At 31.4% G+C, this 25,805-nt stretch carries 31 protein-coding genes and 2 tRNA genes; 23 read left to right on the top strand and 10 right to left on the bottom strand.

Annotated elements, in window-relative coordinates; all coding sequences use genetic code 11:
- Window positions 1–344: 344 nt before the first annotated feature.
- Window positions 345–491, bottom strand: a complete 147-nt coding sequence (locus tag DFR85_RS22455) for a hypothetical protein (protein ID WP_162582709.1) — start codon at window positions 489–491, stop codon at window positions 345–347.
- 197 nt (window positions 492–688) lie between these two features.
- On the bottom strand, window positions 689–1,276 hold the full coding sequence (gene hxlB, locus DFR85_RS22460) for a 6-phospho-3-hexuloisomerase (RefSeq protein ID WP_110271809.1): 588 nt from the start codon (window positions 1,274–1,276) through the stop codon (window positions 689–691).
- 153 nt (window positions 1,277–1,429) lie between these two features.
- Between hxlB and DFR85_RS22465 the strand changes: the two genes are divergently transcribed.
- Together DFR85_RS22465 and DFR85_RS22470 are read left to right on the top strand one after the other, a co-directional pair.
- Window positions 1,430–1,708 (top strand): hypothetical protein, encoded by a 279-nt coding sequence (locus DFR85_RS22465; RefSeq protein WP_110270194.1) that lies wholly within the window; start codon window positions 1,430–1,432, stop codon window positions 1,706–1,708.
- A complete protein-coding gene (locus DFR85_RS22470; RefSeq protein ID WP_110270195.1) occupies window positions 1,695–2,486 on the top strand; it encodes a carbohydrate kinase family protein in 792 nt (263 codons plus the stop codon). Before DFR85_RS22465 ends, DFR85_RS22470 begins: the two co-directional genes overlap by 14 nt.
- On the opposite strand, the gene DFR85_RS22475 is transcribed toward DFR85_RS22470, so the two are convergent.
- Together DFR85_RS22475 and DFR85_RS22480 are read right to left on the bottom strand one after the other, a co-directional pair.
- Window positions 2,446–3,318 carry a hypothetical protein gene (locus DFR85_RS22475; protein WP_110270196.1) on the bottom strand — a complete coding sequence of 291 codons (873 nt, stop codon included), beginning with the start codon at window positions 3,316–3,318 and terminating at the stop codon, window positions 2,446–2,448. The two genes, DFR85_RS22470 and DFR85_RS22475, sit on opposite strands and share 41 nt — an antisense overlap.
- Before the next feature lie 21 nt (window positions 3,319–3,339).
- On the bottom strand, window positions 3,340–3,639 hold the full coding sequence (locus DFR85_RS22480; protein WP_110270197.1) for a hypothetical protein: 300 nt from the start codon (window positions 3,637–3,639) through the stop codon (window positions 3,340–3,342).
- A 65-nt stretch (window positions 3,640–3,704) separates the two neighbouring features.
- On the opposite strand from DFR85_RS22480, the gene DFR85_RS22485 reads away from it, so the two are divergent.
- The 3 genes from DFR85_RS22485 (at window position 3,705) to DFR85_RS22495 (ending at window position 4,720) form a co-directional block, all read left to right on the top strand.
- The gene (locus DFR85_RS22485; RefSeq protein ID WP_110270198.1) at window positions 3,705–3,938 is read left to right on the top strand and encodes a hypothetical protein; all 234 of its coding nucleotides are present in this window, start codon (window positions 3,705–3,707) and stop codon (window positions 3,936–3,938) included.
- 31 nt (window positions 3,939–3,969) lie between these two features.
- Window positions 3,970–4,044: transfer RNA gene (locus DFR85_RS22490), tRNA-Val, on the top strand.
- 241 nt (window positions 4,045–4,285) lie between these two features.
- The gene (locus tag DFR85_RS22495; RefSeq protein ID WP_110270199.1) at window positions 4,286–4,720 is read left to right on the top strand and encodes a phosphate-starvation-inducible PsiE family protein; all 435 of its coding nucleotides are present in this window, start codon (window positions 4,286–4,288) and stop codon (window positions 4,718–4,720) included.
- Here DFR85_RS22495 and DFR85_RS22500 read toward each other — a convergent pair.
- Both DFR85_RS22500 and DFR85_RS22505 read right to left on the bottom strand, forming a co-directional pair.
- Window positions 4,694–6,316, bottom strand: a complete 1,623-nt coding sequence (locus DFR85_RS22500; protein ID WP_110270200.1) for a thiamine pyrophosphate-binding protein — start codon at window positions 6,314–6,316, stop codon at window positions 4,694–4,696. The genes DFR85_RS22495 and DFR85_RS22500 overlap by 27 nt on opposite strands.
- 43 nt (window positions 6,317–6,359) lie before the next feature.
- Window positions 6,360–6,466 (bottom strand) — tRNA-Cys (locus DFR85_RS22505).
- 64 nt (window positions 6,467–6,530) lie between these two features.
- On the opposite strand from DFR85_RS22505, the gene DFR85_RS22510 reads away from it, so the two are divergent.
- Window positions 6,531–7,091: a nucleotidyltransferase gene (locus DFR85_RS22510; protein WP_110270201.1), complete on the top strand. Its 561-nt coding sequence runs from the start codon at window positions 6,531–6,533 to the stop codon at window positions 7,089–7,091.
- Window positions 7,092–7,098: 7 nt separating this feature from the next.
- Here DFR85_RS22510 and DFR85_RS22515 read toward each other — a convergent pair whose 3' ends face one another.
- Window positions 7,099–7,269, bottom strand: coding sequence for a 50S ribosomal protein L40e (locus DFR85_RS22515; RefSeq protein WP_110270202.1), 171 nt, complete (start codon window positions 7,267–7,269; stop codon window positions 7,099–7,101).
- 70 nt (window positions 7,270–7,339) lie between these two features.
- On the opposite strand from DFR85_RS22515, the gene DFR85_RS22520 reads away from it, so the two are divergent.
- Both DFR85_RS22520 and aspS read left to right on the top strand, forming a co-directional pair.
- Window positions 7,340–7,846 carry a transcription elongation factor NusA gene (locus DFR85_RS22520; protein ID WP_110270203.1) on the top strand — a complete coding sequence of 169 codons (507 nt, stop codon included), beginning with the start codon at window positions 7,340–7,342 and terminating at the stop codon, window positions 7,844–7,846.
- Window positions 7,846–9,135, top strand: coding sequence for an aspartate--tRNA(Asn) ligase (gene aspS / locus DFR85_RS22525; protein WP_110270204.1), 1,290 nt, complete (start codon window positions 7,846–7,848; stop codon window positions 9,133–9,135). Before DFR85_RS22520 ends, aspS begins: the two co-directional genes overlap by 1 nt.
- Here the strand turns inward: aspS and truD are convergent.
- A complete protein-coding gene (gene truD, locus DFR85_RS22530; RefSeq protein WP_349290778.1) occupies window positions 9,132–10,247 on the bottom strand; it encodes a tRNA pseudouridine(13) synthase TruD in 1,116 nt (371 codons plus the stop codon). The genes aspS and truD overlap by 4 nt on opposite strands.
- Window positions 10,238–10,597: a peptidyl-tRNA hydrolase Pth2 gene (pth2, locus tag DFR85_RS22535; RefSeq protein ID WP_110270206.1), complete on the bottom strand. Its 360-nt coding sequence runs from the start codon at window positions 10,595–10,597 to the stop codon at window positions 10,238–10,240. The genes truD and pth2 overlap by 10 nt, the downstream gene beginning before the upstream one ends.
- 65 nt (window positions 10,598–10,662) lie before the next feature.
- On the opposite strand from pth2, the gene DFR85_RS22540 reads away from it, so the two are divergent.
- Genes DFR85_RS22540 through DFR85_RS22610 form a run of 15 tightly spaced genes read left to right on the top strand, consistent with a single transcriptional unit; the run spans window position 10,663 to window position 24,805 of the window.
- Window positions 10,663–10,860: a zinc finger domain-containing protein gene (locus DFR85_RS22540; RefSeq protein ID WP_110270207.1), complete on the top strand. Its 198-nt coding sequence runs from the start codon at window positions 10,663–10,665 to the stop codon at window positions 10,858–10,860.
- Between the two features lie 9 nt (window positions 10,861–10,869).
- Window positions 10,870–11,145 (top strand): elongation factor 1-beta, encoded by a 276-nt coding sequence (locus tag DFR85_RS22545; protein WP_110270208.1) that lies wholly within the window; start codon window positions 10,870–10,872, stop codon window positions 11,143–11,145.
- Window positions 11,146–11,204: 59 nt separating this feature from the next.
- Window positions 11,205–13,508, top strand: coding sequence for a CDC48 family AAA ATPase (locus DFR85_RS22550; protein WP_110270209.1), 2,304 nt, complete (start codon window positions 11,205–11,207; stop codon window positions 13,506–13,508).
- 4 nt (window positions 13,509–13,512) lie between these two features.
- A complete protein-coding gene (locus tag DFR85_RS22555; RefSeq protein WP_110270210.1) occupies window positions 13,513–13,749 on the top strand; it encodes a hypothetical protein in 237 nt (78 codons plus the stop codon).
- A complete protein-coding gene (gene fen / locus DFR85_RS22560) occupies window positions 13,740–14,795 on the top strand; it encodes a flap endonuclease-1 (RefSeq protein WP_110270211.1) in 1,056 nt (351 codons plus the stop codon). Before DFR85_RS22555 ends, fen begins: the two co-directional genes overlap by 10 nt.
- Window positions 14,796–14,850: 55 nt before the next feature.
- Window positions 14,851–15,507, top strand: coding sequence for a precorrin-2 dehydrogenase/sirohydrochlorin ferrochelatase family protein (locus tag DFR85_RS22565; RefSeq protein ID WP_110270212.1), 657 nt, complete (start codon window positions 14,851–14,853; stop codon window positions 15,505–15,507).
- Window positions 15,488–16,714 (top strand): glutamyl-tRNA reductase, encoded by a 1,227-nt coding sequence (locus tag DFR85_RS22570; RefSeq protein WP_110270213.1) that lies wholly within the window; start codon window positions 15,488–15,490, stop codon window positions 16,712–16,714. The genes DFR85_RS22565 and DFR85_RS22570 overlap by 20 nt, the downstream gene beginning before the upstream one ends.
- Window positions 16,671–17,681: a porphobilinogen synthase gene (hemB, locus tag DFR85_RS22575; RefSeq protein ID WP_110270214.1), complete on the top strand. Its 1,011-nt coding sequence runs from the start codon at window positions 16,671–16,673 to the stop codon at window positions 17,679–17,681. The genes DFR85_RS22570 and hemB overlap by 44 nt, the downstream gene beginning before the upstream one ends.
- Window positions 17,654–18,928 (top strand): glutamate-1-semialdehyde 2,1-aminomutase, encoded by a 1,275-nt coding sequence (gene hemL, locus DFR85_RS22580; protein WP_110270215.1) that lies wholly within the window; start codon window positions 17,654–17,656, stop codon window positions 18,926–18,928. Before hemB ends, hemL begins: the two co-directional genes overlap by 28 nt.
- Window positions 18,925–19,803, top strand: a complete 879-nt coding sequence (gene hemC, locus DFR85_RS22585; protein WP_110270216.1) for a hydroxymethylbilane synthase — start codon at window positions 18,925–18,927, stop codon at window positions 19,801–19,803. The genes hemL and hemC overlap by 4 nt, the downstream gene beginning before the upstream one ends.
- Window positions 19,784–20,440, top strand: coding sequence for a uroporphyrinogen-III synthase (locus tag DFR85_RS22590; protein ID WP_110270217.1), 657 nt, complete (start codon window positions 19,784–19,786; stop codon window positions 20,438–20,440). The genes hemC and DFR85_RS22590 overlap by 20 nt, the downstream gene beginning before the upstream one ends.
- Before the next feature lies 1 nt (window position 20,441).
- A complete protein-coding gene (locus DFR85_RS22595) occupies window positions 20,442–20,696 on the top strand; it encodes a hypothetical protein (protein ID WP_110270218.1) in 255 nt (84 codons plus the stop codon).
- A gap of 10 nt (window positions 20,697–20,706) precedes the next feature.
- Entirely contained in the window at window positions 20,707–22,305 is a 1,599-nt protein-coding gene (locus tag DFR85_RS22600) for an alkaline phosphatase family protein (protein ID WP_168367145.1), read from the top strand.
- Window positions 22,302–23,708, top strand: a complete 1,407-nt coding sequence (locus tag DFR85_RS22605; RefSeq protein ID WP_110270219.1) for a (2Fe-2S)-binding protein — start codon at window positions 22,302–22,304, stop codon at window positions 23,706–23,708. Before DFR85_RS22600 ends, DFR85_RS22605 begins: the two co-directional genes overlap by 4 nt.
- 2 nt (window positions 23,709–23,710) lie before the next feature.
- Window positions 23,711–24,805: an NAD(P)/FAD-dependent oxidoreductase gene (locus DFR85_RS22610; protein ID WP_110270220.1), complete on the top strand. Its 1,095-nt coding sequence runs from the start codon at window positions 23,711–23,713 to the stop codon at window positions 24,803–24,805.
- Here the strand turns inward: DFR85_RS22610 and DFR85_RS22615 are convergent.
- A complete protein-coding gene (locus DFR85_RS22615) occupies window positions 24,802–25,785 on the bottom strand; it encodes an MBL fold metallo-hydrolase (RefSeq protein ID WP_110270221.1) in 984 nt (327 codons plus the stop codon). The genes DFR85_RS22610 and DFR85_RS22615 overlap by 4 nt on opposite strands.
- Between the last annotated feature and the right edge of the window lie 20 nt (window positions 25,786–25,805).

Here is a 25,805-nt window from a genome sequence, read left to right on the forward strand (position 1 = left end):
TCAATATTAACCTCATATTTTTCTTCATAAGGAACATATTTCATTATACTCATAAACATGAGTAATAAGAATAATGTATTAAATAATTGATACAAATAAAGCAGATTTCATTATTCATGTCTTTATCATTTTCTAATATTATAATATTCCTCAGTTTACTTGTAGAAATATAAAAGATCTAATACAATCCTTAAAAATTTCTAAAAAATACTGTAAAATTAATTATCTAATTTCATTAAATCCTCATGAATTACTAATAACAAATAAAAATTATTTTTAGTAATAAGATTTTGGGTCTACAGGTTAGGGCATGGTAGGCTCCACATGCTTTGCCTCTAACATGGCTAGGCGATAGCTTGAAGAGCCGAAGGAACTACTTGATTGGGGTCAACTTGAGGGCCTTCACCACCTCCTCTCCTATACCTAGTCTTCTTAGTCTCACCCTTGTAAAGCTTGTCTTCTTGTTTAGGAGTGTTGTTCGTGAAAATCACCGTAGGAGTTCACAATAAGAAAAATTGGGCTATATCTAAGATAATTTAATCGCAGTGCTTAATAAAATAATTATTCAAATGGCAGTATTTGTAGATTCCATAAAATTTCTAGTCTTGAATTTTTCTTTATAACGTTTTTACCAAGATTAAATAAACTATCAATAAGAATTTAGAAAGTATCTCTATCAGTTAAAATATCATAATTCTATATTAGCATGAACTTGCCTCAGATCTTCTTCTGATTTTTTAAGACGTATCATGAGTTCTGCTACAATTCCGTCCAAAAATAATTGTGTTGTGTCCTCAAATAATGTACCTAAAGGAGCTAAAGGTTCAGTAATGCCCAAAATTTGCCTTGCAAAATAGTCTTCGTTTTGTGAATATTTAGTTCTACCGGGTACTTCAACAACTATATCTGCTATTTTACCTATTGGACTGTCTGCATAACTTGTGATAGCTATCAATGTAGCTTTAGCTTCTTTTGCCGCCTCAGCAGCAGTTTGAATTAGACGCGTCCTACCAGAACCAGAAATTGCAATAGCTATATCCTTTTCTCCTATAGCCGGTGCTATGGTTTCTCCTAAAACGTAAGCATTATAGCCTAGATGCAAAAGACGCATAGCAAAGGCTCTTCCAACCAGGCCGCTTCTTCCAGCGCCCATTACTAATACTTTTCCATTCCTATTATTAGCATAAAAATTTTCCAGCTCATTTACCATTTTTTCTACTTGTTCGGGTTTTATTAATTGAACACCCCTAAGAATAAACTCAGCTATATCGTACATAGTTTTTAAACTGAGAGGTAGATTGAGAAGAGAGGAGGATGACAATTATTATTTCGCCAATTCACCTATTGGAGTAAGCTTTTTAAATTTTACTGTGATTTCATGGAATAATATTTAAGAAGTATAAACTATAAATATCTACTAAGGTAAAAAATGAGCAATAGATGGTTACCTAAATGGAAAATTGTTGAAATAGAAGTAAATAACAAACCTTTTGAAGTTTGTTACGATGAAACGCTAAAAATATATGCATGTCCTCTTTGCAGTCCCTCATGTAAATCTGGAGGAATTCCGGATTATAGTAGCTATTTTTTTCATACAGAAGATTTAATTAGACACATTAATGCGCATAAATATAATCTTTGGACAAAGAAAAGACCTATAGAATTCGAAGAGGAAGACGAAGGAGAGGAAAATAATGAAGAGGATTAACATAGCAATTCTCGGGGGATACACAATAGATGAGATTCATGAGAACTCCGCAACATACGAGAGACCTGGAGGTGCCCCAATTTTTTCCAGCTATGGTGTATTTAAAGCTGGTGGAGTCCCAGAGGTTTTTTCAATAAAGGGAAAAGATTTTGTATTTGATATTCCTGGTTTTATTGTAGAGAAATCTATAGAAGTCATTGAGCATAATATAAGATTTAAAATAGTTCTAAATAATGGTTCTCGTAAAATTTTTCTTATTAGGAAAAATAACCAAATTCATATTGATTATGACATTCTTAATAATTATAATGGAATAATAATTAACCCTGTATGTAAAGAAGTTCCTATCGATATAAAAACCGATTTACCTATAGCCCTAGATCTTCAAGGGTTTATTAGAAATTGTAACGAAAATGAAGAAATTAAATTAGAGCAAGCCAGTTTACCTATAAATAGAAGTTACATGGTATTTCATGCTAATGATGAAGAGCTGGAAAAATCTGGATTAGATATTGAAAAGCTGTATGCATTAGGATTTAGAGAGATACTGATATCCCATGGATCAAAAGGTTTTACACTTTATTACAATAATGAACATACAGATTATGAATCATCAATAGTAGGTAATTATGAAATAGGGAATGGAGATTTCTTATTAGGATATTATTTCACACTTAGATTACTTGGAAATAACATTAAAGATTCTGCAGAAAAATCGCTATTGGCCTCAGAAGAATTTAGCATGTACGGATTGAATTTAAAGATTCCTCAATACTGAAATTCTTCCACAAGCCTAATCTTCCGCAGTCTTCTACATAATTAACTTTTCTAGGTACTGGTTCGCCATACAATATTGCTTCTTTTATTACATGACTCCTATAAGCTAGTATCTCATCTTTGTTGATTATTTTTAGCCTTTTTAAATCGCCAAGAACCCTATAAATATCAGGAAGTTTCTTTCCCCATTTAAAGAAAGAATATACATAATAAATATCTAAATCGTTTTTCTGAATTTTAATAATATATGAGAAAATGATACCAGCACTACCATTAATATATATGTTCCACTCAGTATCCTTATGCTGTGATATCAATATAAAATCAAATAGAGAAATATATCCTAGATTCTCATCTATTCCGAGTAGTTTATTCAATTTTAATCTGGAACCAGTATTATAAATTTTATCATACGTTATCACATTACCCCTATTCGTAATTATTTTCTTATCATTAGAATTTATAAGTACAGGATGAGCAAAAATTACCTTATTATTAGAATAAATTATATCAGAAGGATTTTCAATATTATATATAGTTTTATCAAAACTAAGCCAACTAGGTAGTTCCTCACAAGAATCGCATACTTTATCTTTAAGATATTTCTCTTTTTCATATATAACTTGAGGCCTGAATTCGTCGAATTTTAGATTACTAAAGAATTTATTTACTAATATTTTATCTTTCACTAATGGAGGAACTAAAGTTATACCGAGATCTTTAAAAGATAAGGAAAATAATCCGCCTATATATGGTTGTTCCTCTAAAATTATGCCTCCCTTTTCTTTAGCAATATGTGACCCTATTAAACCTCCACCAATTATAATGTTCATGCTCACATTTAGATAGTTTAATTAATAAATCGTTGCTCCATTTCCAAATATATAATTTTCTTGGGACAATAGCTTCTTTGTATTTTTACCTTCCATTATTTCCCCTTTAATTAGTCTTAAAAGCTTCTCTTTAGCCTCTTCTTCACTAGAATAATCAAAGATTACTCTTTTTCCATCTATTTCAAGAGTAGGATATTCATAGTCGTATAAGAGATCTGTTTCCACATCAATACCTATTTTTACCTTAAAAGATCTTACAACTTCATATAATAAGGGTAATATGTTATTATCACCATAAGTACCAAATATTACCTTTATCATTGCCATCTTATATTGTAAGTTCGATACGTATAGTATAAAAAGCCAAAAATCCAATATTACATTCGATGAAATCAGTCCTAGGGCCAAATATTTCTCAGGGAGCTGGAATATTAGGTTTTTCAACTAATATAAATGATGCAAATAAGATTCAATTACTCGGAAAAAAACTTTACCCAGATTTTAACGTAATAATATTAGATCTGTCTAATCCAGACCAAAGAATAACTGCAATAAATATTGACCCAGATATAGCAGATTTTAAATCTGGATACGTTGTTGCGATATCTATATTAGCTTAATTTTTTAGCTAACTTAATAGATGTTATTTATGGGCCCATAGTCTAGCTTGGTTAGGACGCTACCCTCACACGGTAGTGATCGCGGGTTCAAGTCCCGCTGGGCCCATATTAGATATAGTATTCAATAATGATGAAAATTACACAGAGATAATTTTTCTTTTTTAAAAAAAATTATTTGTACTATACTGAAAAGTTCTTTTTAGAATAATATAAAAATTGAATCTTTAGGAATATTACTTATCTCTTAACGTTATCTGAACTAAAGTTACTTAGAATATTTGTAGCAAAAACCTCATACGATATCTAGATTAATATATTATTCATAATACAAGATAGTTAAAAGAAGCATGAAATTGAGAAAATTCAAGCTCAAGATTCCATTTAACAAACTAATAATGAAAGTTACATCGTTGGTAGTCCAGTTTTTGCTTATACTAGGATTGTTTGCCGTAATACTATCTACCATATTCAGTATAATCTACTCTTTAAATCAAGGTTTACTTGCCGTAGCATCCGTAACTTTGGAAAATGCATTATTGATAGTAGTCTTTCTTGAGATTTATTTAAGCGTTTTTGATTTTTTTGAAGGAAAGGGTAGAAGTATAGTATATGTCCTCGATGCTACAATGTCGTTCATTTCTAGAGAAATAATAATAGATGTACTAACAGCAAATATCAACTATGTTAATATTATATACCTAGGTGGAGTAATAGGCATAATAGCTTTTAGCAGATTCATAATAACTAGAAAAAAATCAAGAAGTACGGAAAAGCACAACTGACTCGTAATTGGGATCTATTTTAACATTTATTATATTTAGCCTTTCTGAGTTTCTATTTTTTAATGCGTCTTTAAGATCCATATAAGTATCAACAGTTATAGCTCCTATTGATTCTAGCTCTCTATCTATATCTATAACATAATTCGTTCTACCTATAGTTGGCATGTCAGACTTAGTAGTATCTAAGTAAGAACTAGCCTCATCGTTAAATATAACTATAGTACCTTTAGCTTCTCTAGATTTATAGTGTAGTAAACTAAGGTTCTTCTCTGCTGTAGATATATCTATTATGCCTAGAGAATTTGTTTTAGACTCTATAATCCCTGCAATTCCAATACCCTTTTCTAATAGACTTTCACTAGTAAACCAAATAGGCCTTTCTATAGGCATTCTTATTGAATCAAAAGTAACTGCAGATAAGTCTACAAATATCCTATCGTAAGTGAACTGTTGAAGTAACCTTACCACATCGTATGGCCATAGATTATTATGTGGTTTCAATGAAGGAAGTTTCTTGTTTATACGAATTTCTTTTTCTATATCAATATCGCGTGAAATATTTTTTTGTTTCAAAAGCGTAAGTAATTCTCTTAAAAATAAATTTGTATCTGCAACTATAGGCTGATGAGGAATTATAATTTTTCCTATATCTTCCCCATCAATATTGTTATGCATAGTAAACCCTTTGAATTTCATTGACCAACCTGCTGTAGATAATTGCGTAAGTCTAGATCCTAAAATCAATATAGAATCTGCTTCGCTTAATAATTTATTAGCAATATCTGTACCAAATAATCCTAAACCTTCTCCAGCAAAAAGAGGATGAGAAGATGGTATTGCGCCTTTAGCTCTAATAGTAGTTATTACTGGTGCTTTTAATATTTCGGCTAATTCTACTAAATCCTTTGAAGATTCACTAGCTATTACTCCGTAACCTGCAATTATTAATGGTAATTTAGAATTAGCTAGAACTTCAGCTACTTTAGCTACAGTATTCTTATCTGGTGTTTTCTTTTCTGGTTTCTGTTCTGCTGGAGATAAAGGATATGCCTTAAGCTTAAATAAGTCTTCAGCTATCTCTACGTATGCAGGCCTCATCCTGTTACTTAAAGCTTCCTTATAGCATTTTTCTACATTAACAGTTATTTCTTCTATACTTATCGCTCTTTCCCTTATTTTTGTTATAGGAGACAAAATTGCAGAAAGATCATCATTAGTTCTTAATTCTCCAACTCTAGCCCTACCTATATCTCTGTAGGATCTTATAGTTGAAATGATTAATAATGGGACTGAATCACTAAAAGCTTGCGCTATAACACCTATGCCGTCTAATAGAGACGTACCTGGAACCTGGATAACTACACCGGCTGTATTATTTTCCATCGCATATGTATAAGATTGCAATAATGCGTCTCTAGATGAAATATTATAATCAAGAAAAATTCCATATTGTTTAAATCTTTCTGCTAAAAACTCAGGTAATGAAATTGTAGTAAAAACCTTATTTACACCAAGTTCCTTGACGACAAAGGCCAGCGCCTCATCCCCAGACATTTCTTTTCCAACAGTTTCTTCTTTCCTTTTAGGCTGGCTCAAAATGCATCAAAATATTAATGAAATTCATTAATTTAAGCTTAAAAGCTGGGGACGGGATTCGAACCCGTGACTAACGGGTCTCTGCGACCCACTGCGGCCCCTAGCGCTACCGATGGGCAGTGCCGCCTTAGACCGCTCGGCCACCCCAGCCTCAAGTATAAAATTATGAGTTAAAAATTATAAAGTAATTGCAGTGAAAGACTTGTGAGGTTAATTGATAAATTTTAATGACATAGGGAAAGTATTATCAGAGATAAAAGAAATAACAGATTTTGTTATAATAGGAGATACAGTAGTCGACCTATGCCTTAAACGAAAAGGAACTGAAAGTGATGTGGATCTTTTCCCATTATCAATAAGTGTTATAACGGAAAGTGATAAAATCAGAGAATTTGCCTATAATAAAGGCTGGGATTACGGTTCAACTCCATTAGACACACCACGACTAGTAATTCCAATAAACGATGATCAATTACAAGTAGATTTCTATGAAAATTTTCAAGACTTTTATGTGCCCAAAGAAATTATAAATAGCGCTAGTGAAAGAAAAATTGGCAAATATGACTTTAAAGTAATTAAATTGGAGGATTATATTCTATTAAAAGCTAATGCGTACAGAGAGGAAGATGAAGACGAACTAAAAACCTTATTATATTTAGTAGGTGAAGGAAAACTTACTATAGATAGAGATTATTTAAAAAAGCATGTTAATCTTTTCGAAGAAAACTCTAAGAGTATAAAAGACAGATTAAATATGATAGGATTTAAAATATAGAAAAAATTTATGCTTTCTTGGTTGGCAACTCTTTCTTTTTTGGTCTTAAATTAGTGCTATGACAACGTCTACATTTTGTAGCTTTTATAGAATTTAATGCGCCACAATTTCTACATACTTTTTTTATGAATACTCTCTGCTGTACTATCTGCAATTTTACGGGGTCTGTAAGAGGCATTCCATTACCCGCTACTTATATATCTGACTAGTTCATAAATATTGCGGTAAAAAAGGAGTGTGGAATTCGGATGAAAATTCCTCTTGATTATTTGTGTGTTAAGAGTGGACTTCTTTGTAATAGGTGCCAGAGCTTAGTAGACAGTGGACAAGTGGACAGTTTTGAGATAAATGTAATGAAAATTCTGTTAGATTTAGAAGATACTCAATTCAAAGAGCTTAAAGATTCTACTTATTATAAAGCAATAAAAGTGAATAATCTTTTAATTCTACTAGTAAGCAGTGGACCTTCTATGACAATACAGAAGTGGATTAAGGTAGCTAAAGTATTACAAGAGAAATTAGGTATGAAAGTAAGAATAATTGAAAAAACAAGTAATATAAAAAGTAGTGCAGTACAACTATTATCTCCAGCTAGAGTTTTAGGAGTTAATACGGTCTGGTTACCTGATGGATCAGTACAATATGTAATAAGAGTATCAAGAACAGAGAGAAGATTACTACCAGCAGACGCACTAGTATTAGAATCTGCATTGTCTAAAATTCATGATACACGAGTAAAAATAAGGGTTGAATAATGCTCAGAACACATTTTATAAACCAAATAGTACCTCAAATGGAAGGTAAGGAAATAACACTAGCAGGCTGGGTTCACCTCGTTAGAGATCTTGGTGGTAAAAAGTTTCTAATACTTAGAGATAAGACAGGATTAGGCCAAATTGTAATAGATAAAAATTCTAATTCCTTTCAAGTTGCTAAAGATCTAACTCAAGAATCTACAATAATGGTAAGAGGAATAGTAAAGGCTGATAATAGAGCACCTAACGGAGTAGAAATTCATGCAATAGAAGTAATACCTTTAAGTATAGCTAAATCACCATTACCTTTAGATGTTTCTGATAAAGTAAAAGCAGACCTTGATACAAGATTAAAAGAACGTCTATTGGATCTAAGAAGATTAGAGATGCAAGCAGTAATAAAAATTCAAAACAATGTAGTAAAATCCTTTAGAGAAACACTATATAACGAAGGATTTACAGAAATTTTTACACCTAAAATAATAGCTACTGCAACTGAAGGAGGAGCACAATTATTCCCTGTTATATATTTTGGGAAAGAGGCTTTTCTTGCCCAAAGCCCACAGCTTTACAAGGAATTATTAGCTGGTGCTGTAGAAAGAGTATTTGAAATAGCACCTGCGTGGCGTGCGGAAGAATCCGATACCCCGTATCACTTGGCAGAATTTGTCAGCATGGATGTAGAGATGGCATTTGCAGATTATAATGATATAATGAACATAATAGAGAACTTGATAGTTAACATGGTGCAATATGTTAAAAAATATAATGAAAATGAACTAAAAACTCTTAACTACGAATTACCTGAAATTTCAAAGCCAATAAAAAGAATAACTTATTCTGATGCTATCGAAATGTTACAAAGTAAAGGGACAAATATTAAATTTGGAGATGATATAGGAACTCCAGAGTTAAGAATACTAAATAAAGAATTAGGGCAAGACCTATATTTTATAACAGAATGGCCAGCCTTGGCAAGGCCATTTTATACAAAAAGAAAGGATGATAACCCAGAAATAAGCGAAAGTTTCGATCTAATATTTAGATGGTTAGAACTAGTATCTGGAAGTACTAGAAATTACAGAAGGGAAGTTCTTGAGAAGGAACTAAAAGCTAGAGGGCTTAATCCTATAAACTTTGAGTTCTTCATTAAATGGTTCGATTATGGAATGCCTCCACACGCTGGGTTCGGAATGGGTTTACAGAGATTAATGATAATGTTTACTGGATTACAGAATGTAAAAGAGATCTCATTATTCCCAAGAGACAAGAAAAGACTAGTGCCTTAAGTAATCTCCAAAGGGTTTGCGTTTAATAATTCTTTTAAGAATACTGTTGCATACATTCCTCTATCTATTGCAAATGTTATACTACCGTTTTCATATTTCAATTTTCTTATTTTCATGAATGCCTTTCTAGTTATAGGTTTAAGGTTAAATTTTAATTCATTATTCTTAAATTCCTCTTCGAAAATACCTTCTTCATCTAATATTCTTATACAGTCGTCATCACATTTTGAAATTTCTAAAGGAAAGGTTAATGTGAAGTTATCCTTATCAGGAATATCTCTTAGTTCATCAATTTTTCTTGATAAGTATCTATTAAACAAATAACTCTGATAAGCTTCTACATAAAAATATAGCGGTATTTTAGAAGATTTTAGTGCTTCATAACAATTTCCAGACCTAATAAGATTTTTTAATAGCGTTTTCTCCTGTGCAAATGAACTAGGGATATATCTTAATGCCTCTTCATAATTATTGTTATAAATCATTTTCCTTATATCTCGCATTATATCTGACTCTGAGTAGAAGGGCATTGATAATATATACATTATAGCCTTACACCATTCTTCTTTAAGCAAATACCTACCTACGATATGTGTAATAGGTCTTTTGGTTCCAAAACGCTGATATCCTATATATGCTGGTAAATAAGGATTTTGAGAAATTATATTTAATCGTGTTTTTATTTCCTCCTCGTCATCAGAAATTAGACGAATATTAAAAATATTTCCAGTATGAGATATTTTAGAGTTATAATATCCTAAAAAAGTTACATGGAAATTATTTCCATTATATTCTTTCACGTTTGAGGGAGCATCTGTATAAATTAATTGAAAAGTAATTGCGTTTGTATCTTTAATACCTAAATACCTTACCTTCTTATGAAATATTCTGCTTAATTCATTAATTACTGAAAAATGATCCCTATTAACTTTTTCTAATAAATAAAACGCAAAATTCCCTATTTCGTCTCCTTTCCATTCCGTTACAGGAGTGTAATTTACTTCTTCTATGACTGTAAATCCCTCTGGTCTAGGTATCTTTGCACTAATTTTATTCCAATTATAATATAATTTTTCAATACCTATAGAAAGATCTAAAGGATCTAAAGTAATTTTAAATCACCCGTAATTTTATCTATTAAATAATCTTCTGAAGGACCTATTCCACCACATGTTACTGTACCTGGTTCCAATTGCGTCCTTCCTGCGTCTTCTATTAATGAAATAGGTAAGCCTAGTTCTTTAGCTTCTTCTATTTTAGTATTGAGCTCGACAATAGAATTTACTTTCACTACTATTTTAGGCTGACCTTCATTTAACCATTCAAAAAGCCAACTTTTCCATCTTGAATTACTTGAATTCAATATATCTATGACTAAAGATACTGCTGCATGAGCTACTTGAGCTGCAATTTTCCCTTTCCCCATCTTAATGTCCGTTCTTACAATTATAACCATCTTCATTTATATCAAAACCACTCTGATACATTTATAAGCTATATAGAGTGGTTAATAAAAGGGATTAGAAAATGTCAGTTAAGCTTAGTTTGAAGGAAGAAATAGTTCCTCCAGTATGCTCAAGCTGTGGAAGAATAATACATCCTAGAGAAAGAGGAGTAGCGTTCTATTGTCCTAATTGTGGAGAGGTTCTAATACAGAGAGATATGTATTGCAGATTACAGGGCGTTGAATATACATGCCCAAAATGTGGATTTACTGGACCGTAAGGTGGTATAATGACAGATGTATTAGTTGTACTGAAGGTTTTTCCTGAAGGAGACGATGTAAATCTAGATAATTTAGCAGATAATATATCGAAGAAATTGCCTGAAGGATATAAATTAGTTAGAAAAGATACTGAACCAATAGCGTATGGCTTAAAGGCGCTTGTTCTATATATTCAAATGCCAGAGCAAACAGAAGGTGGGACCGATACTTTGGAAAATTTGGCATCAGAAGTTGAAGGCGTAAGCCATGCTGAAGTTGTTGGAATAACAAGGCTAGGTTTTTAAAAAGAATAAAGTTAATCTCTTTTATCCTCTGTATCATATTATTTTAGTGGAGATAAAACTTGAGTGCTAGTTCTCAGGTTCAACCAAACCAGAGACGTGAGTTAATACTTAAAGTGCTTGAAGCTAGACAAAAAGATGTAGGTAGAGGAAGAGTAAGAATTGACACTGATATGATGACACAAATAGACGTTAGTCCAGGCGATGTAGTAGAAATTGAGGGACAAAGAAAAACTGCAGCAATAGCATGGCCTTTGGCTCCTGAGGATATGACAGGAGAAAAAGATATAATAAGAATGGATGGTATAACAAGGAAAAACGCTGGCGTCTCAATAGGAGATAAGGTGGTAGTAAGAAAAGCTAATGTAAAGACGGCTACTTCTATAAAGTTAGCTCCTTCAAACTTCTCTATAACTGTGGATCCAGGTTTCGTAGCATATGTAAAGAAAAAACTAAAAGAATTTCCTTTCGTAGAAGGAGATACAGTTCTAATACCAGTATTAGGCCAAGCTATACCATTTACTGTTATTCAAGTTAGACCTACAGGAGTAGTAATGATAACTGACGAGACTAGTATAACTATAAGTGATAAACCAATAGAACAGAGTAGGTATCCTAGAGTTACTTATGAAGACATAGGAGGAATGAAGAATGTAATACAGAAGATTAGAGAATTAGTAGAATTGCCATTACGACATCCAGAACTATTTAAGAGACTTGGAATTGAGCCACCAAAAGGGATACTATTATATGGCCCTCCTGGAGTAGGAAAAACATTATTAGCCAAAGCAGTAGCTAATGAAACAGATGCATATTTTACGTCAATTAATGGACCGGAAATAATGAGCAAGTTTTATGGAGAGAGCGAACAAAGATTAAGAGAAATTTTTGATGATGCAAAGAAACATGCACCAGCGATAATATTTGTTGATGAAATAGATGCTATAGCACCTAAAAGAGATGAAGTGATAGGTGAAGTAGAAAGGAGAGTAGTAGCTCAATTACTTACATTAATGGATGGACTAGAAAATAGAGGTAACGTGATAGTAATAGCTGCAACCAACAGACCTAACGCAGTAGATCCAGCTCTTAGAAGACCTGGAAGATTTGATAGAGAAATTGAAATACCTTTACCGGATAAACAAGGTAGACTAGAGATCTTACAGATTCATACTAGAAATATGCCATTATCTAAGGATGTAGATCTAGAAAAGATGGCAGATATAACTCATGGATATACAGGAGCAGACCTAGCAGCATTAGTAAGAGAAGCAGCAATGATAGCATTAAGAAGATATCTACCAATGATAGATATAAGTCAAGATAAAGTTCCACCAGAGATCCTAGAACAGATGGAAGTAAGGATGGAAGATTTTACTAAAGCGCATAAGGAAATTGTACCAAGCGGATTTAGAGAAATATATATCGAAGTTCCAGAAGTAAAGTGGAATGACATAGGAGGACTAGGAGATATTAAAGAAGAATTAAGAGAAGTTGCAGAATATCCTCTTAAATTCCAAGAGTATTATGAGACTGCTGGTGTTGAACCGCCAAAGGGTATACTATTATTTGGCCCACCAGGAACAGGTAAAACAATGTTAGCCAAAGCAGTTGCCACAGAAAGCGGAGCAAACTTCATAGCAGTAAAAGGACCAGAAGTACTATCCAAATGGGTAGGAGAAAGCGAAAAAGCAATAAGAGAAATATTTAGGAAGGCGAGAATGTATGCCCCAGCGGTTATATTCTTTGACGAGGTCGATGCAATAGCTCCTATGAGAGGCTTATCCTCAGATACTGGTGTCACAGAAAGATTAGTAAACCAAATGTTGGCTGAAATGGATGGAATAGAAAAATTAGATAATGTAGTTATAATAGCGGCAACTAATAGACCAGATATACTAGATCCAGCATTACTAAGACCTGGCAGATTTGAAAAACTAATTTATGTACCACCTCCAGATAAAAATGCTAGATATGAAATTTTGAAAGTTCATACAAGAAAGGTAGTTTTAAATGATGATGTAAATCTTGAAGAGCTATCTGAAAAGACTGACGGATATACAGGAGCAGACCTAGCAGCATTAGTAAGAGAAGCAGCAATGATAGCTATAAGAGAGGGAATGAGAGGTTGCATAACTAAAGTTAGTGAATTATGCCCAAGTGATGACAGAGATTGTAGGGATACAAAAATGAAAGAATGCATGAGTGGAGCTAGCATAAAAATAGAAATGAGACATTTTGAACTAGCTATGAGGAAAGTTAAACCATCAGTAACACAAGATATGGCACAATTCTACCAGAATTGGATAGAAAAAGCTAGACAACAATTACCTAGACAAGTAATAAAGCCCAGTACATTCACGTGAAACTATGTGGAGAGAATTACCGTTAAACTATATAGTCCTTGAAAAAGTTAGAAAATTGGAAGGACCAATAAAAGACGATGATTTATATTCAGAAATTAAGAAGGAAGTTGATTATGATTTTTCTTTCTCTGATTTTCTTCGAGCATTAATGTCGTTAGAGATAAGAGGATATATTTCAGTATCGTTAATAAGAGAGAATATAAGAATGATTAATTATATAGGTGATAAGGAATCGGAGTAGATTTATCTGACTTAGTTGAAGACGTAAAAGCTGAGATAAACTTAGCTGAGTTGCGTGGGAAAAAAGTAAGTATTGATGCATATAATGCAATATATCAATTTTTGACAGCTATACGCCAACCAGACGGTACACCACTTATAGATTCACAAGGTAAAATAACAAGCCACCTTAGTGGAATTTTTTATCGAACCATTAATCTAATGGAAAATGGTATAATACCGATATATGTTTTTGATGGAAAACCACCAGAGCTTAAATCTGCAGAATTACAAAGACGTAAAAAAATAAAAGAAGAAGCGGAAAAGAAGTTAGAGAAAGCAAAAGAAGAGGGAAAAACTACAGAGTTAAAAAAGTATTCTCAAATGGCAACCAGACTTACAAACGAGATGGCAGACGAAGGAAAAAAATTGCTTAAAAGTATGGGTATTCCAATAGTAGAAGCACCGTCTGAAGGTGAAGCGGAATCAGCATATATTAACGCAATAGGATTAAGTTTTGCTACTGCAAGCCAGGATTATGATTCACTATTATTTGGTGCGAAAAATTTGATAAGAAACTTAACTATAACTGGAAAAAGAAAATTACCTAATAAAGACATATACGTCGAAATAAAACCTGAAAGAATTGAACTCGAACCACTACTTAAAAAGCTTGGTATAACAAGAGAACAATTAATAGATATAGCGATTTTAATTGGAACAGATTATGATCCTTCAGGGATAAAAGGAATAGGCCCCAAGACCGCTTATAGGCTAATTAAGAAATATGGAAGAATAGAAAAAATTATTGAAGCGAATGAAATTCCAAAGAATTCTATTGATTTCGATATTAATCAAATAAGGCAACTATTTCTAAATCCGAATGTGAAAAAACCAGAAGAGAATTTAGACTTGCAAAATCCTGAAGAACAAGAAATTATAGAAATTTTAGTAAATCAACATAATTTTAATGAAGAAAGAGTTAAAAGTGCATTAGAAAGATTAAATAAAGCAATAAAAGAAACTAAAGGTCTCTCAAGACAAACTGGACTTGACCAATGGTTTTAAGATTTAAAACAACATTATAATTAGGTTTATATGTTGCGTAGTCGAGAATATATTTGTGTCACAATTACGCTATTTTCCAATATTTCTTGATCTTACTAAATTTAGAGTATTAGTAGTAGGAGGAGGAAGAATAGGAAGTAAAAGAGCGTTAAAGATGTCTAAGTATTGCAATAATGTAACAGTATATAGTCTAGAATTTAGTCAGGAATTACAAGAGAGTAAAATTAATTTAATTAAAGGAGACGCGAAAAATATAGATGAGAATTTCCTAAAAAACTATGATATAATATTCGTAGCTACAAATGATCAATTAGTCAACAAAGAAATATGTTTAAAGGCTATAAAACAAGGAAAATTGTGTAATAATCCTACTGATACAGATATATCACAATTCATAATGCCAATCTTTTATAGTGACGAAGACGTTGAAATAGCTGTTACTACTTATGGAAAATCTAGTCTTGTCTCAAAAATGATTTTAGATAAAATAATTAGTAATATCCTAGATGATACTACTATTAGAACAGCAATTGAAATTATGTATGACATAAAGAATTATCTTAAGAAAAAAATAAATGACCCCTCAATAAGATATAGGTTATATCACGAAATTTTCAATGATAATGATTTTGAAATTTTTATTAAAGATAATAAAATAATAGAAGCTAAAAAGAGAGCAGAGGAGATAATAAATGAATATGCTAGAAAATGAACTAAATAAAAGGTATTATGCATTAATATATACCTACAAAACTATTGGTCTAGAAAATTTAAGTAGTCACTACTTGCGAGAATCTGAAATAAAAGCTTTAGCTTCACACTTTGATGGAGAAATGATTTTATTACAAACTTGTAATAGAATAGAACTCTATTTGTACACAAAAAGTGAGAATAATATAAGTTATTTCCTTGAATATTTAGATAAAATACATGGTAAAAATATAAGCTCTGACGCATTATTACTTACTGGGAAGGAGGTTGCTAAGCATTTATTTGAAGTAGCAGCAGGTATAGATTCACTATCAATTGGGGAATATGAAATATTAAGCCAGATTAAGTTAGCAGTATCTAATTCTAATAGACTTGGAATATCTGGTAAATGCCTAAATACGCTTTTTGAAAGAGCCATAAAAATTGGCAGAAGAGTAAGAACATCTACAAATATTTCTCGTGGAAAAGTCGGAATATATTCACTAGCTATAGAACTAGTTAAATCAAAATTTGGAAATCTTGATGGCAAAAAAATAGCAATCATAGGTGCTGGAGATATAGGGAAAAAATTAGCTTTTATGTTGTATAAGGAAAACGTAACAAATGTAACAATATTAAATAGAACCCCAGAAAAAGCTAAAGAAATAGCAGAAAAATATGGGTTTAAGTATGCTAGTCTTGATTTTAATCTAATAGACAATTATGATATAGTATTCGTTGCTATATTTTACCCTGGCAAGATTACCGTACAAGGAGAAAATATCATAATAGACTTATCTTCACCTACTGTATTTCGAGGAAAAAATGTAATAACAATGGAAGAATTACAAGGATTATCTAAAGAATATTTAGCACAAAGAATGAAAGAAATATCATATGCAAAACAGATTATAAGTGATGGAATAGAAGAATTCTTAAGAGATTATGAAAATATAAGATATAATGAGATTGTATCAAATATAATGTCTAGAATAGAGGAAATTAGAGAAACAGAAATATCTAAAGCTATAAGAAAAATTAGTGATAATAATGCTCAAGAAATTCTTGATGCTATGACCAAATCAATGATAAAGAAAATATTTGCTCCGTTACTAGATAAAATAAGGATTGCACTAGAGAATGGCGACACAAACTACATTAACTACATTTTAGAATTATTCAATAATGGTAAACTTCCCGATATTAAGACCGAGGAGATTAAGGAATAATAAGCTTATTAGAGATTTAGTAGCAGAAACTTCTATATCTGAAAAAGATCTAGTTCTACCAATATTCATTAAAGAAGATATCATTACGCCAGAGAAAATCGAGAGTATGCCTGGAGTGCTTAGATATCCTCCAGATGACTCCCTTATAAAATATGTAGAAGAATCTTATTCTAATGGAATAAGATATTTTATATTATTTGGTGTGCCAAAATATAAAGACGATATAGCTAGCTCAGCATATGATAAAAATGGAATTATACAAAAATCTGTTAGATTACTAAAAGAAACGTTTGACGACAAAATCATAGTAATTACAGATGAATGTACAGATGAGTATACCTCCCACGGTCATTGTGGAATAGTGAAATCTATAAAAAATAGTTATTACGTTGATAATGATGAAAGTCTTAAGATACATGCTAAAATAGCATTATCTCAAGCAGAAGCAGGATCTGATGTTATAGCACCTTCTAGTATGATGGATGGAGTAGTAGGTGCAATAAGGAAAGAATTAGATAATGCTGGCTTCCAAAATACATTAATTATGTCCTACAGCGCTAAGTACGCTTCTACTTTTTATTCGCCATTTAGAGAAGCTGCATACTCTAAACCTGCTTTTGGTGATAGGAAAAGTTATCAAATGGATCCAAGAAACTCGGAAGAGGCTATAAAAGAAGTTGCACTCGATATAGAGGAAGGAGCTGATATAATTATGGTAAAACCTGCTCATACATATCTTGATGTAATAAGCCTAGTTAAGAATAGCTTTCCAGAGTATCCTTTAGCTGCGTATCATGTTAGTGGCGAATATTCTATGATAAAAGCCGCTGCACTAAATGGATGGATCGATGAGAGAATTGCAGTATTAGAAATTACTACTGCGATTAAAAGAGCAGGAGCTAATTTAATCCTGACATATTATGCAAACGAAATAGCTAAATGGTTAAAAGAGGAGATGCCGTTTTGAATAAGGATCTATGGAGAGAGGCCTTAAATTTATTTGCTGGAGGAGTTAATTCTCCAGTTAGGGCTGCAGTTAAACCTCAACCTTTCTATACTGATCATGCATATGGACCATTCCTATTCACTGAAAATAATAAGAAAATAGTTGATTACGTGCTAGGATATGGGCCATTAATATTAGGACATTCACCCCAACAAGTAAAAGAGAAGGTTATTGACCAAATTAATAAAGGATGGCTTTATGGCACGCCTTCAAAAGTAGAAATAAAGTTGGCAGAGAAGATATCGCAACATATTAGAACTGTAGAAAAAATAAGGTTTGTAAATAGTGGAACAGAAGCTACTATGAATGCTATAAGATTAGCAAGAGGTTACACAAAGAGAGAGAAAATCATAAAATTTGACGGAAATTATCATGGGGCTCATGATTATGCGTTAGTGGATGCTGGTAGTGCTGCTACAGAATTCGGAGTTCCAATCTCTGACGGAATACCAAAAGACGTTCTTAAAACAGTACTACTATGTAACTATAACGACCTAGACTGTGTTGAAAATTTTCTTAAAAAAGAGGACATTGCTGCAGTAATATTAGAACCAATAATGGGAAATATGGGTGTTATTCCAGCCGATCAAGATTTTCTAGAAGGATTGAGAGAGCTTACTAAGACATATAATTCGTTGCTAATATTTGATGAAGTAATAACTGGATTTAGAGTGGGTCTAGAAGGTGCACAAGGACTCTATGAAGTTTATCCTGATCTAACCACACTAGGTAAAATTATAGGAGGAGGTTTTCCTATAGGCGCAATAGGAGGTAAAAAAGAGATAATAGATAATTTCACACCAAATGGGAGAGTTTTTAACGCTGGAACGTTTAATGCAAATCCAGTCTCTATGGCAGCTGGATTAGCTACAATAGAAGAATTAGAAAAGGGTAAGCCATACGATATAGCTAATGCTGCTGCAAGAGAAATAGTTGAAGAACTAGACAAGATCCCTATTTTCCATACAATAAATTCTGTAAAAAGTATGTTTCAGATATTTTTTGGTATAGAAGAAGTTCATAATGCAAAAGATGCTAGAAATGCAAACAAAGAGAAATATATAGAGTTCCAGAGAAAACTACTTGATAATGATATATTCTTCCCTCCAAGCCAATATGAAACAATATTCACATCTGCAGCACATACTGACGAAATAGTATCTCTAACAATTGAAAGAATTAAGAAGATTGCAAGTGAAATTAAATGAAAATTAAAATAGCTGCAAGAAATTCATTATTAAGCAAAGTTCAAGTTAATATAGTAGAGGCTAAACTTCATGACATGGGAATAGAAACAGAATTTATAGGAGTTAAGACTAAGGCAGATTACTTCATTTCAGAACCACTATATAGGCTAGGCCAAGGCGTGTTTGAAAAAGAGGTAAATGAATATGTAATTAATGGTGAAGCAGACATTGCAGTGCATAGTATGAAGGACCTAACTACAGAATTAGATAATAGACTATGTATTCTAGCTACAATAAAGAGAGATTCGCCCTATGATGCGCTAGTAGGTAGTAAAGATATATATAAAATAGAATCTAAATCAGTGGTAGGCACTAGTAGCATTAGAAGAAAAAATTTTATAACATTTTTGAGGAACGACCTGGAAGTAAAAGATCTAAGAGGAAATATAGATACACGAATAAGGAAATTGCAAAATAAAGAATACGATGCTATTATAGTTGCTGAAGCAGCTATTAAAAGATTAAAATTAGATGTTCAATATCAACAGTTAAATCCAATTGATTTTACACCCGAAATAAACCAGGGAATAATAGCAATAGTTGGAAAAAAGAGCAGAAAAGAATTATCGACAATAAGGGAGCTAGACGATAAGAATACAAGAGATGAGGCTACTGCAGAAAGGAACGCTTCTCGTATAGTAGGTGGAGGGTGTCACTCACCTATAGGTATATTTTTCAAAAAAGAAGATAACTCGCTGTTTGGCATAGCTAGTTTCAGTAATGGTAAAAGAAAAATTACAGTAGAAATATCATCAAATAAAGAACCAAATATAGTTGGAATCGAATTAGGCAAAAAACTTTTAGAAGAGATGAAAAATGAAGGTATTACTATTTAGTCCTTCATTAAGCGAAAATATACATAATAAAGATATAGAAATAATAAATATACCACTATTTGAAATAAAATGTATTTCATATAAAAAAGACTTTGATGATTATGAAGCGATAGCATTTACAAGCAAAAATGCCGTAAAATGTTTTGATGATTGGGATAAAGTTAAAAATAAAAAAATATTCGCTATAGGTAAGCCTACTTCCGAGTTAATAAGAGAAAAAGGATTTAATTCAATTTATCCTAGTGAATACGATAGTATTCATCTATCAAATCTAATCCTTGAAAGTGGAATTAAGTCACTAGTAGCATTTAGAAGTAGTAAAGCTTCTGCAGATATGAAGTCTATTCTCTCAAATAAAATTGCCTACATGGAAATATATGATTATAAAACTACGATTATCAAGGAGAATGTAAAAAAGGCAAAGGAAGAGCTAAAGAAATGTAATGTTAATATAGTAGCATTAACTAGTTCTGAAATAGCTAGAACCATAGCTAGTTTTTTAAATAATTGCTATAAGATAATAAGCATAGGGCCAATGACTACGAAAACTATAAGCCTTCTTAGGCCGGATCTTAAGATAATTGAAAGCAATGAGCATGATTTTGAAGGAATAATAAGGAAAGTTTTGGGGGAATAGTATGGAGGATGTTAGGGAGTTACTGGTAAAAATTTTGAGGAAATTGGATCCCAAATTTGTTGAAGATAGTCTAGATATAAAATATATACAGAATTTTAAAAATAGATATGATGTTTTTGGTCAGTTTAGAAACGATATAGGAATTTATGAGTTTGCAATAAGTTTTGATAATAAAGGAAACATAAAGCGAAATCATATAAATATGATACGTCCACTTAAGTTCGATGATGAAATACAAAAGAAGCTTAGGGAATAAGGTGTAATTTTTGAAATTTTTATTAATAATCATTGATGGTATGGCTTATCATTTATTTGAGAGATTCGTTTATAACTTAAACACTTTTAGCAAATTGGCAGAAGAAGGATCATATGGCCCATTAGAGAGTACTTATCCTTCCATAACTCCAGTAGCACTAGCATCGATAGTTACAGGACTAAATCCTAAGAATAATGGAGTTACAGGGCCTAGAATATTTGTAAAAGGTAGAACAATCTCCTCTCCTTTAACAGCATATAATAGTTACTCATTAATCGCAGAACCTATATGGAGCATTTTAGGTAAAAAAGGATTTAAGGTTATAGTAACGTCATCACCTCAAGCGCTTCCAGACATATGGAAAAATAATAACGTTATATTATTTGATCCTTACAAGGCTAAAATCAAGAAATGTAGTGAAGGTAAAGTCATTAATGAAGGAGAAAATGAGTTTCTAAATAAGAAATGGATATTAAAAAAATCGGGTGACTCATTCCAGCTTACTTTAGAAACTCCAACAGGTCCTTTAGATATAAAGGCTAATCAAGATGAATGGATAGGACCAATAGAAATTCTTGCAAATTGCAACAACAGAGACGTAAAAGGTATAGTTTTTCTACATTTTAGAGTAAATAATGTTTACATAAGTCCTCCGAGCTTCTTGACAAATTGGGGGAATAACGAGTCTCTCGTTAACGAAGTATGGGAAAAAATATCTAAAAAAGTTGGAATGTTACTCGATGGAGATTATAAATCACTAAGTAAAGGTCTAATAACTTTAGAGGAATATATTAAAACCGCAGAATTGTCTTTTAATTTCTTTTATGAATATTCAAACTTTATTTTGAGAAAAACCGAATGGGATCTAGGAATAACATATCTTCCAATAGTAGATAACTTTCAACATTTATTTTATGGAATAGACGATGGAAAATCATTAGATTACATATTTTCTGCATATAAAATGGCTGAAAAATTCGTAAATTCATTACTAGATTTAGCAGATAATTTAGCAATAGTTTCAGATCACGGAATTATGAAAGCTAAAAAACGAGTATATGTTAATAAAATATTACAGAAAATTAATGTACTTAGAGTAGATGAGAATAAAATAGACTGGAAGAGAACAAAAGCTTTTTACGCCGGCGGTGGAATAATAAGAATAAATCTAGTTGGAAGAGAAGAAAAAGGTATAGTGAAAAAAGAGGAATATCCAAAACTAGTAAATTATATAGTTAAAAACTTAGAAAATTATGTTGATCCTTCTAGTAATGAAAAAATATTTCCAATAATTTATGAAAAACAAACTCCTGCAGGGGATAGAGAAGGAGATATAGAACTGACAATTGCAGAAATGTATTCTATGAGCTCTAATAATGAAAAAGATAAAGAAATAGAAGATATAATACCATATAAAAATTCAAGTGGTGATCATGGATATTATAGAAAGGACGATCTTTATGGGATAATAATTCTTTATGGAAAAAATATAGCACGTAATAGAAAAATTAACGCTAAATTGGTAGATATTGTACCAACGATTTTAAAAGTATTTAATGTAAACTATAATAAGTTAGATGGAAAGCCTATCTTAGATGCTATAAAATGATTTGTGCCAGAAGCAAGAAACAAAGACGATGTAGAATTCCAAAAGATTGTGAAACCGGTCTTCCATATACTCAGATAATTCATAATGGAAGACGAGAAAATTTATGTACTAAAATTTCTTTAGAAAACCTCAATATTCATTCTAGGCTATATTTACCACTAAGTAGTGAAATTATTCATAAAGTGAAAATTTTAAGATATTTTCCAAAAATCATAGAAATAGCCTCGAAAAACATTAGTTTACCGTCGTTTTATTTACCATCTATCGAATATAACGTAGATCACTTATCAATTGAAAACATGATAATAGGAGGAGGAATATCTGGTCTTTCATTGTTAGAGAATTTAAATGAGACAATTTTAATTTCGGATAGTTTAAATGACGATATCTTCTTTGATCCATTATCAGATAAAAATATTGTGGAAAAGATAAAAGGAATTATAAAAGAAAAGAAAGATAAAATTATTAATGGGTTATTCTTGGGAAAGTTTGATGAAGGATATCTAATAAAAACTGAGGATACATTGTTTATTGTAAATGCTAAAAATATCATATTTGCCAATGGCAGTAGATATATTCCACCGTTATTTAAGAACAATGATATACCAGGGATAATCTCAAGAAGAATGTATTTAAGAAATTATAAGTCAATAGGAAAAGTAATGGTTATTGGATCGTCAGATGATGCATTAAAGACTGCAATTATAGCTAAATCCAAGGTACTTTACAAAAAAGGTACTAATATGTTTTCTAAAAAATGGATTAACATTGCAGAAAAGGAAGGAATAGATATTATAGGAGCAGATAAGATTAATGTAAAAAGAAAAGGAAAAGAACTGCATATAAACTTTGATGGAATAGAAGAAAAAATTAATGCAATAGTCTATGCGATTGTAAAACAACCTCGATTAGAGGCTATTTCAAATTCTAATATAGATTATATATTTTATTCATTTTCTCATATATATCTTCCTACTCATGATATAAATGGAAAAGCAAAAGATAATATTTATGTAATAGGAGGAAGTAGAGCCATTTCAGATTATGAAACTTCTTTTTTAAGTGCAAAAATTATTATTGATGAAAAATATATTGACGAATTTCGTAAAAAAATAAACGAAAATGAATCTCATTTGATACATTTCTATTCAAAAAATTGGGAAACTCGTACCTCGCCTTATATTTTCGGTGACAAAGGTTATTTCTGCGAATGTGAAGACGTGACTTTTTCTGATGTAGCAAATGAAAAAAGAAAAGGGTATAAAACAGTTGAAGATATAAAAAGAACTACTGGCGCATGCACTGGAGAGTGTCAAGGTAAAATATGCAGTTATCTTTTAGGAAGTTATCTGGAAAGTGAGAAATTAATTACTTTTAGATCACCCTTATATCCGTTGTGGTAAAAATGAGCATAATTGTAATTGGAGCAGGAGGACATGGATTAAGTCTAGTATATCACCTATATAAAAAAGGTATTAGTGATATTATCCTAATAGAAAAAAACAGAATAGGATACGGGTCCAGCGGTAGAAATGCTAGTAGATTTAGATATCATTTCAATAGTAAAGAAAATGTTAATTTTGCAATAGAGGGAATAAGATTTCTTATAAGAGAATCTAAGGAAATGAAATATAATCCATTATTGCTTAAAACTGGATATTTATGGTTACTAGATAATGAGAACATAGACATTTTTAGGAAGCTAGATAAAACGTGGTCGTCTTTAGGTGTTGGAGGTAAATTTATGGATTGCAATAATTTTGATTTTCTTAAATATGGTGAGACGTGTTACTTTGCCCCTCAAGACGGATCATTTCATCATGATTATATTTTATATAGCTATTTTGAGGTTATAAAAGATAAAATTAAGATTATTTATGACGAAGTAGAAAAAATATTAGTAGACGATAAAGTAAGAGGCGTAAAGTTAAAGAGTAATAAAATAATAGATGGTGATATTGTAGCAGTAACAGCTGGTGCCTGGAGTTCATTACTTATTAACGACGTTCCAATATATCCAGAAAAAAAAGAAATATATATCACGGAAAATATAAAATTCAAAGTTAAGCCGTTAGTTATAGACACCAATCATGAAATCTATTTGTCTCAAACTTTAAAAGGAGAAATTATAGGCGGTATAGAGGATAAAAAGGACTATTCATTTTATCCATTTACGATATCTTTGGAAAATACAATTAAATTTCTAAAAGGGGTAAGAAATCTAATAAAAGGAACAGAAGGAATAGGAATACTCAGAGGATGGAGTGGATATTATGAAATGACTCCAGATCATTCACATATAATGGGATATTCAAATAATTGGCCTGATGGTCTTTATATAGACGCAGGATACAGTGGACATGGAATGATGTTTTCGCCTTTTTCCGGTAAAATTATGGCTGACCTAATAGCAGATAATATAAAATCTAAATTTATTAATATTTTCTCCCCTGATAGATTTAAAAATAATCAACTAATACAAGAAAATATGGTAATCTAAGGAAGACTAAAAGCATTTCTCTTTAATTTATCTCTAATATATTTAGCTAATTCTTTCGAGTAACCGTTTCTTCCTCCATCTGTAATAATAGTTTTTGCAGGCGAATTATCAACATAATATATAGTCTCATCAAAATCTCCATGATCACTAAACGCTACTACAAAAGTTTTATTATCCAGCTTCCTTATAGGAACGCTAAATTGCCAACCAGATAATAGAAAATTGGTAAAATCACTACTACGTTTTTTAAACTCATTAAAATGTCTAAATTCTATATACCAACCATCTTTTATTATATCTTTACTCTCTTCATCTTTTATATTAAATATATCATCTATTTTTTCGCCATATTTTTTAGCTACTTTAGTTATTTCGAATATTTTTCCCTCTGCTAAAAAAGGAGCATCTATACCAGACTTTCTAAGGAATTTCATAACTTCTTGAATCTTACCATGATATGCATAAATTCTAACTGGACCATTTATTAATGAATCTCTGATATAGTCTGGAAATAAGTATTCCATTTCCTGTTTAAATGGTCGTCTAAATTCCGGTTTACCATATGTAGAGTCCAAAATTAGAATATCAGAATCTAAAATTGGTGTCCCGCTACCTGGATTTTTAAAATCGCTAGTATATCCAACACTTGTTCCATCTTTTAATTTTATATATACTTGTGCAGACCCTAAAATATGTTCTGCAGGTTTTAAAGAAATAGATTCTCCTTCCATGTCTAAACTTAAATTATATTTTAGACCGAATTTTTTCTTAAGCGGAATTTTATATCCTAAAATTTCCAATACATCTAAAGTTTGAGGCGTAGCTATAATACCTAAACATTCGTTTATACTTTTTGAAAGACCTAATATATGATCAGCATGAAAATGGCTTACAACCCTAAAATTTCTTTTTGAATGACCGTCTATGGTAAAATTCTTACCTACTATTATTGCTCCTCCACGCTCTATTTCTATGCTCATATTAAAATACATCTTACATA

The sequence above is a fragment of the Acidianus brierleyi genome (genome assembly GCF_003201835.2).
Taxonomy (GTDB): Archaea; Thermoproteota; Thermoprotei_A; order Sulfolobales; family Sulfolobaceae; genus Aramenus; species Aramenus brierleyi.

Bases quoted from the DNA above. Each gene is read 5' to 3' on its own strand.
- hxlB (WP_110271809.1), bottom strand. From the start codon at position 1,276: ATGTACGATATAGCTGAGTTTATTCTTAGGGGTGTTCAATTAATAAAA.
- DFR85_RS22465 (WP_110270194.1), top strand. From the start codon at position 1,430: ATGAGCAATAGATGGTTACCTAAATGGAAAATTGTTGAAATAGAAGTA.
- DFR85_RS22470 (WP_110270195.1), top strand. From the start codon at position 1,695: ATGAAGAGGATTAACATAGCAATTCTCGGGGGATACACAATAGATGAG.
- DFR85_RS22475 (WP_110270196.1), bottom strand. From the start codon at position 3,318: ATGAACATTATAATTGGTGGAGGTTTAATAGGGTCACATATTGCTAAA.
- DFR85_RS22480 (WP_110270197.1), bottom strand. From the start codon at position 3,639: ATGATAAAGGTAATATTTGGTACTTATGGTGATAATAACATATTACCC.
- DFR85_RS22485 (WP_110270198.1), top strand. From the start codon at position 3,705: ATGAAATCAGTCCTAGGGCCAAATATTTCTCAGGGAGCTGGAATATTA.
- DFR85_RS22495 (WP_110270199.1), top strand. From the start codon at position 4,286: ATGAAATTGAGAAAATTCAAGCTCAAGATTCCATTTAACAAACTAATA.
- DFR85_RS22515 (WP_110270202.1), bottom strand. From the start codon at position 7,269: ATGCCTCTTACAGACCCCGTAAAATTGCAGATAGTACAGCAGAGAGTA.
- DFR85_RS22520 (WP_110270203.1), top strand. From the start codon at position 7,340: ATGAAAATTCCTCTTGATTATTTGTGTGTTAAGAGTGGACTTCTTTGT.
- aspS (WP_110270204.1), top strand. From the start codon at position 7,846: ATGCTCAGAACACATTTTATAAACCAAATAGTACCTCAAATGGAAGGT.
- pth2 (WP_110270206.1), bottom strand. From the start codon at position 10,597: ATGAAGATGGTTATAATTGTAAGAACGGACATTAAGATGGGGAAAGGG.
- DFR85_RS22540 (WP_110270207.1), top strand. From the start codon at position 10,663: ATGTCAGTTAAGCTTAGTTTGAAGGAAGAAATAGTTCCTCCAGTATGC.
- DFR85_RS22545 (WP_110270208.1), top strand. From the start codon at position 10,870: ATGACAGATGTATTAGTTGTACTGAAGGTTTTTCCTGAAGGAGACGAT.
- DFR85_RS22555 (WP_110270210.1), top strand. From the start codon at position 13,513: ATGTGGAGAGAATTACCGTTAAACTATATAGTCCTTGAAAAAGTTAGA.
- DFR85_RS22570 (WP_110270213.1), top strand. From the start codon at position 15,488: ATGAATATGCTAGAAAATGAACTAAATAAAAGGTATTATGCATTAATA.
- hemB (WP_110270214.1), top strand. From the start codon at position 16,671: ATGGTAAACTTCCCGATATTAAGACCGAGGAGATTAAGGAATAATAAG.
- hemL (WP_110270215.1), top strand. From the start codon at position 17,654: ATGGTTAAAAGAGGAGATGCCGTTTTGAATAAGGATCTATGGAGAGAG.
- hemC (WP_110270216.1), top strand. From the start codon at position 18,925: ATGAAAATTAAAATAGCTGCAAGAAATTCATTATTAAGCAAAGTTCAA.
- DFR85_RS22590 (WP_110270217.1), top strand. From the start codon at position 19,784: ATGAAGGTATTACTATTTAGTCCTTCATTAAGCGAAAATATACATAAT.
- DFR85_RS22595 (WP_110270218.1), top strand. From the start codon at position 20,442: ATGGAGGATGTTAGGGAGTTACTGGTAAAAATTTTGAGGAAATTGGAT.
- DFR85_RS22605 (WP_110270219.1), top strand. From the start codon at position 22,302: ATGATTTGTGCCAGAAGCAAGAAACAAAGACGATGTAGAATTCCAAAA.
- DFR85_RS22610 (WP_110270220.1), top strand. From the start codon at position 23,711: ATGAGCATAATTGTAATTGGAGCAGGAGGACATGGATTAAGTCTAGTA.
- DFR85_RS22615 (WP_110270221.1), bottom strand. From the start codon at position 25,785: ATGAGCATAGAAATAGAGCGTGGAGGAGCAATAATAGTAGGTAAGAAT.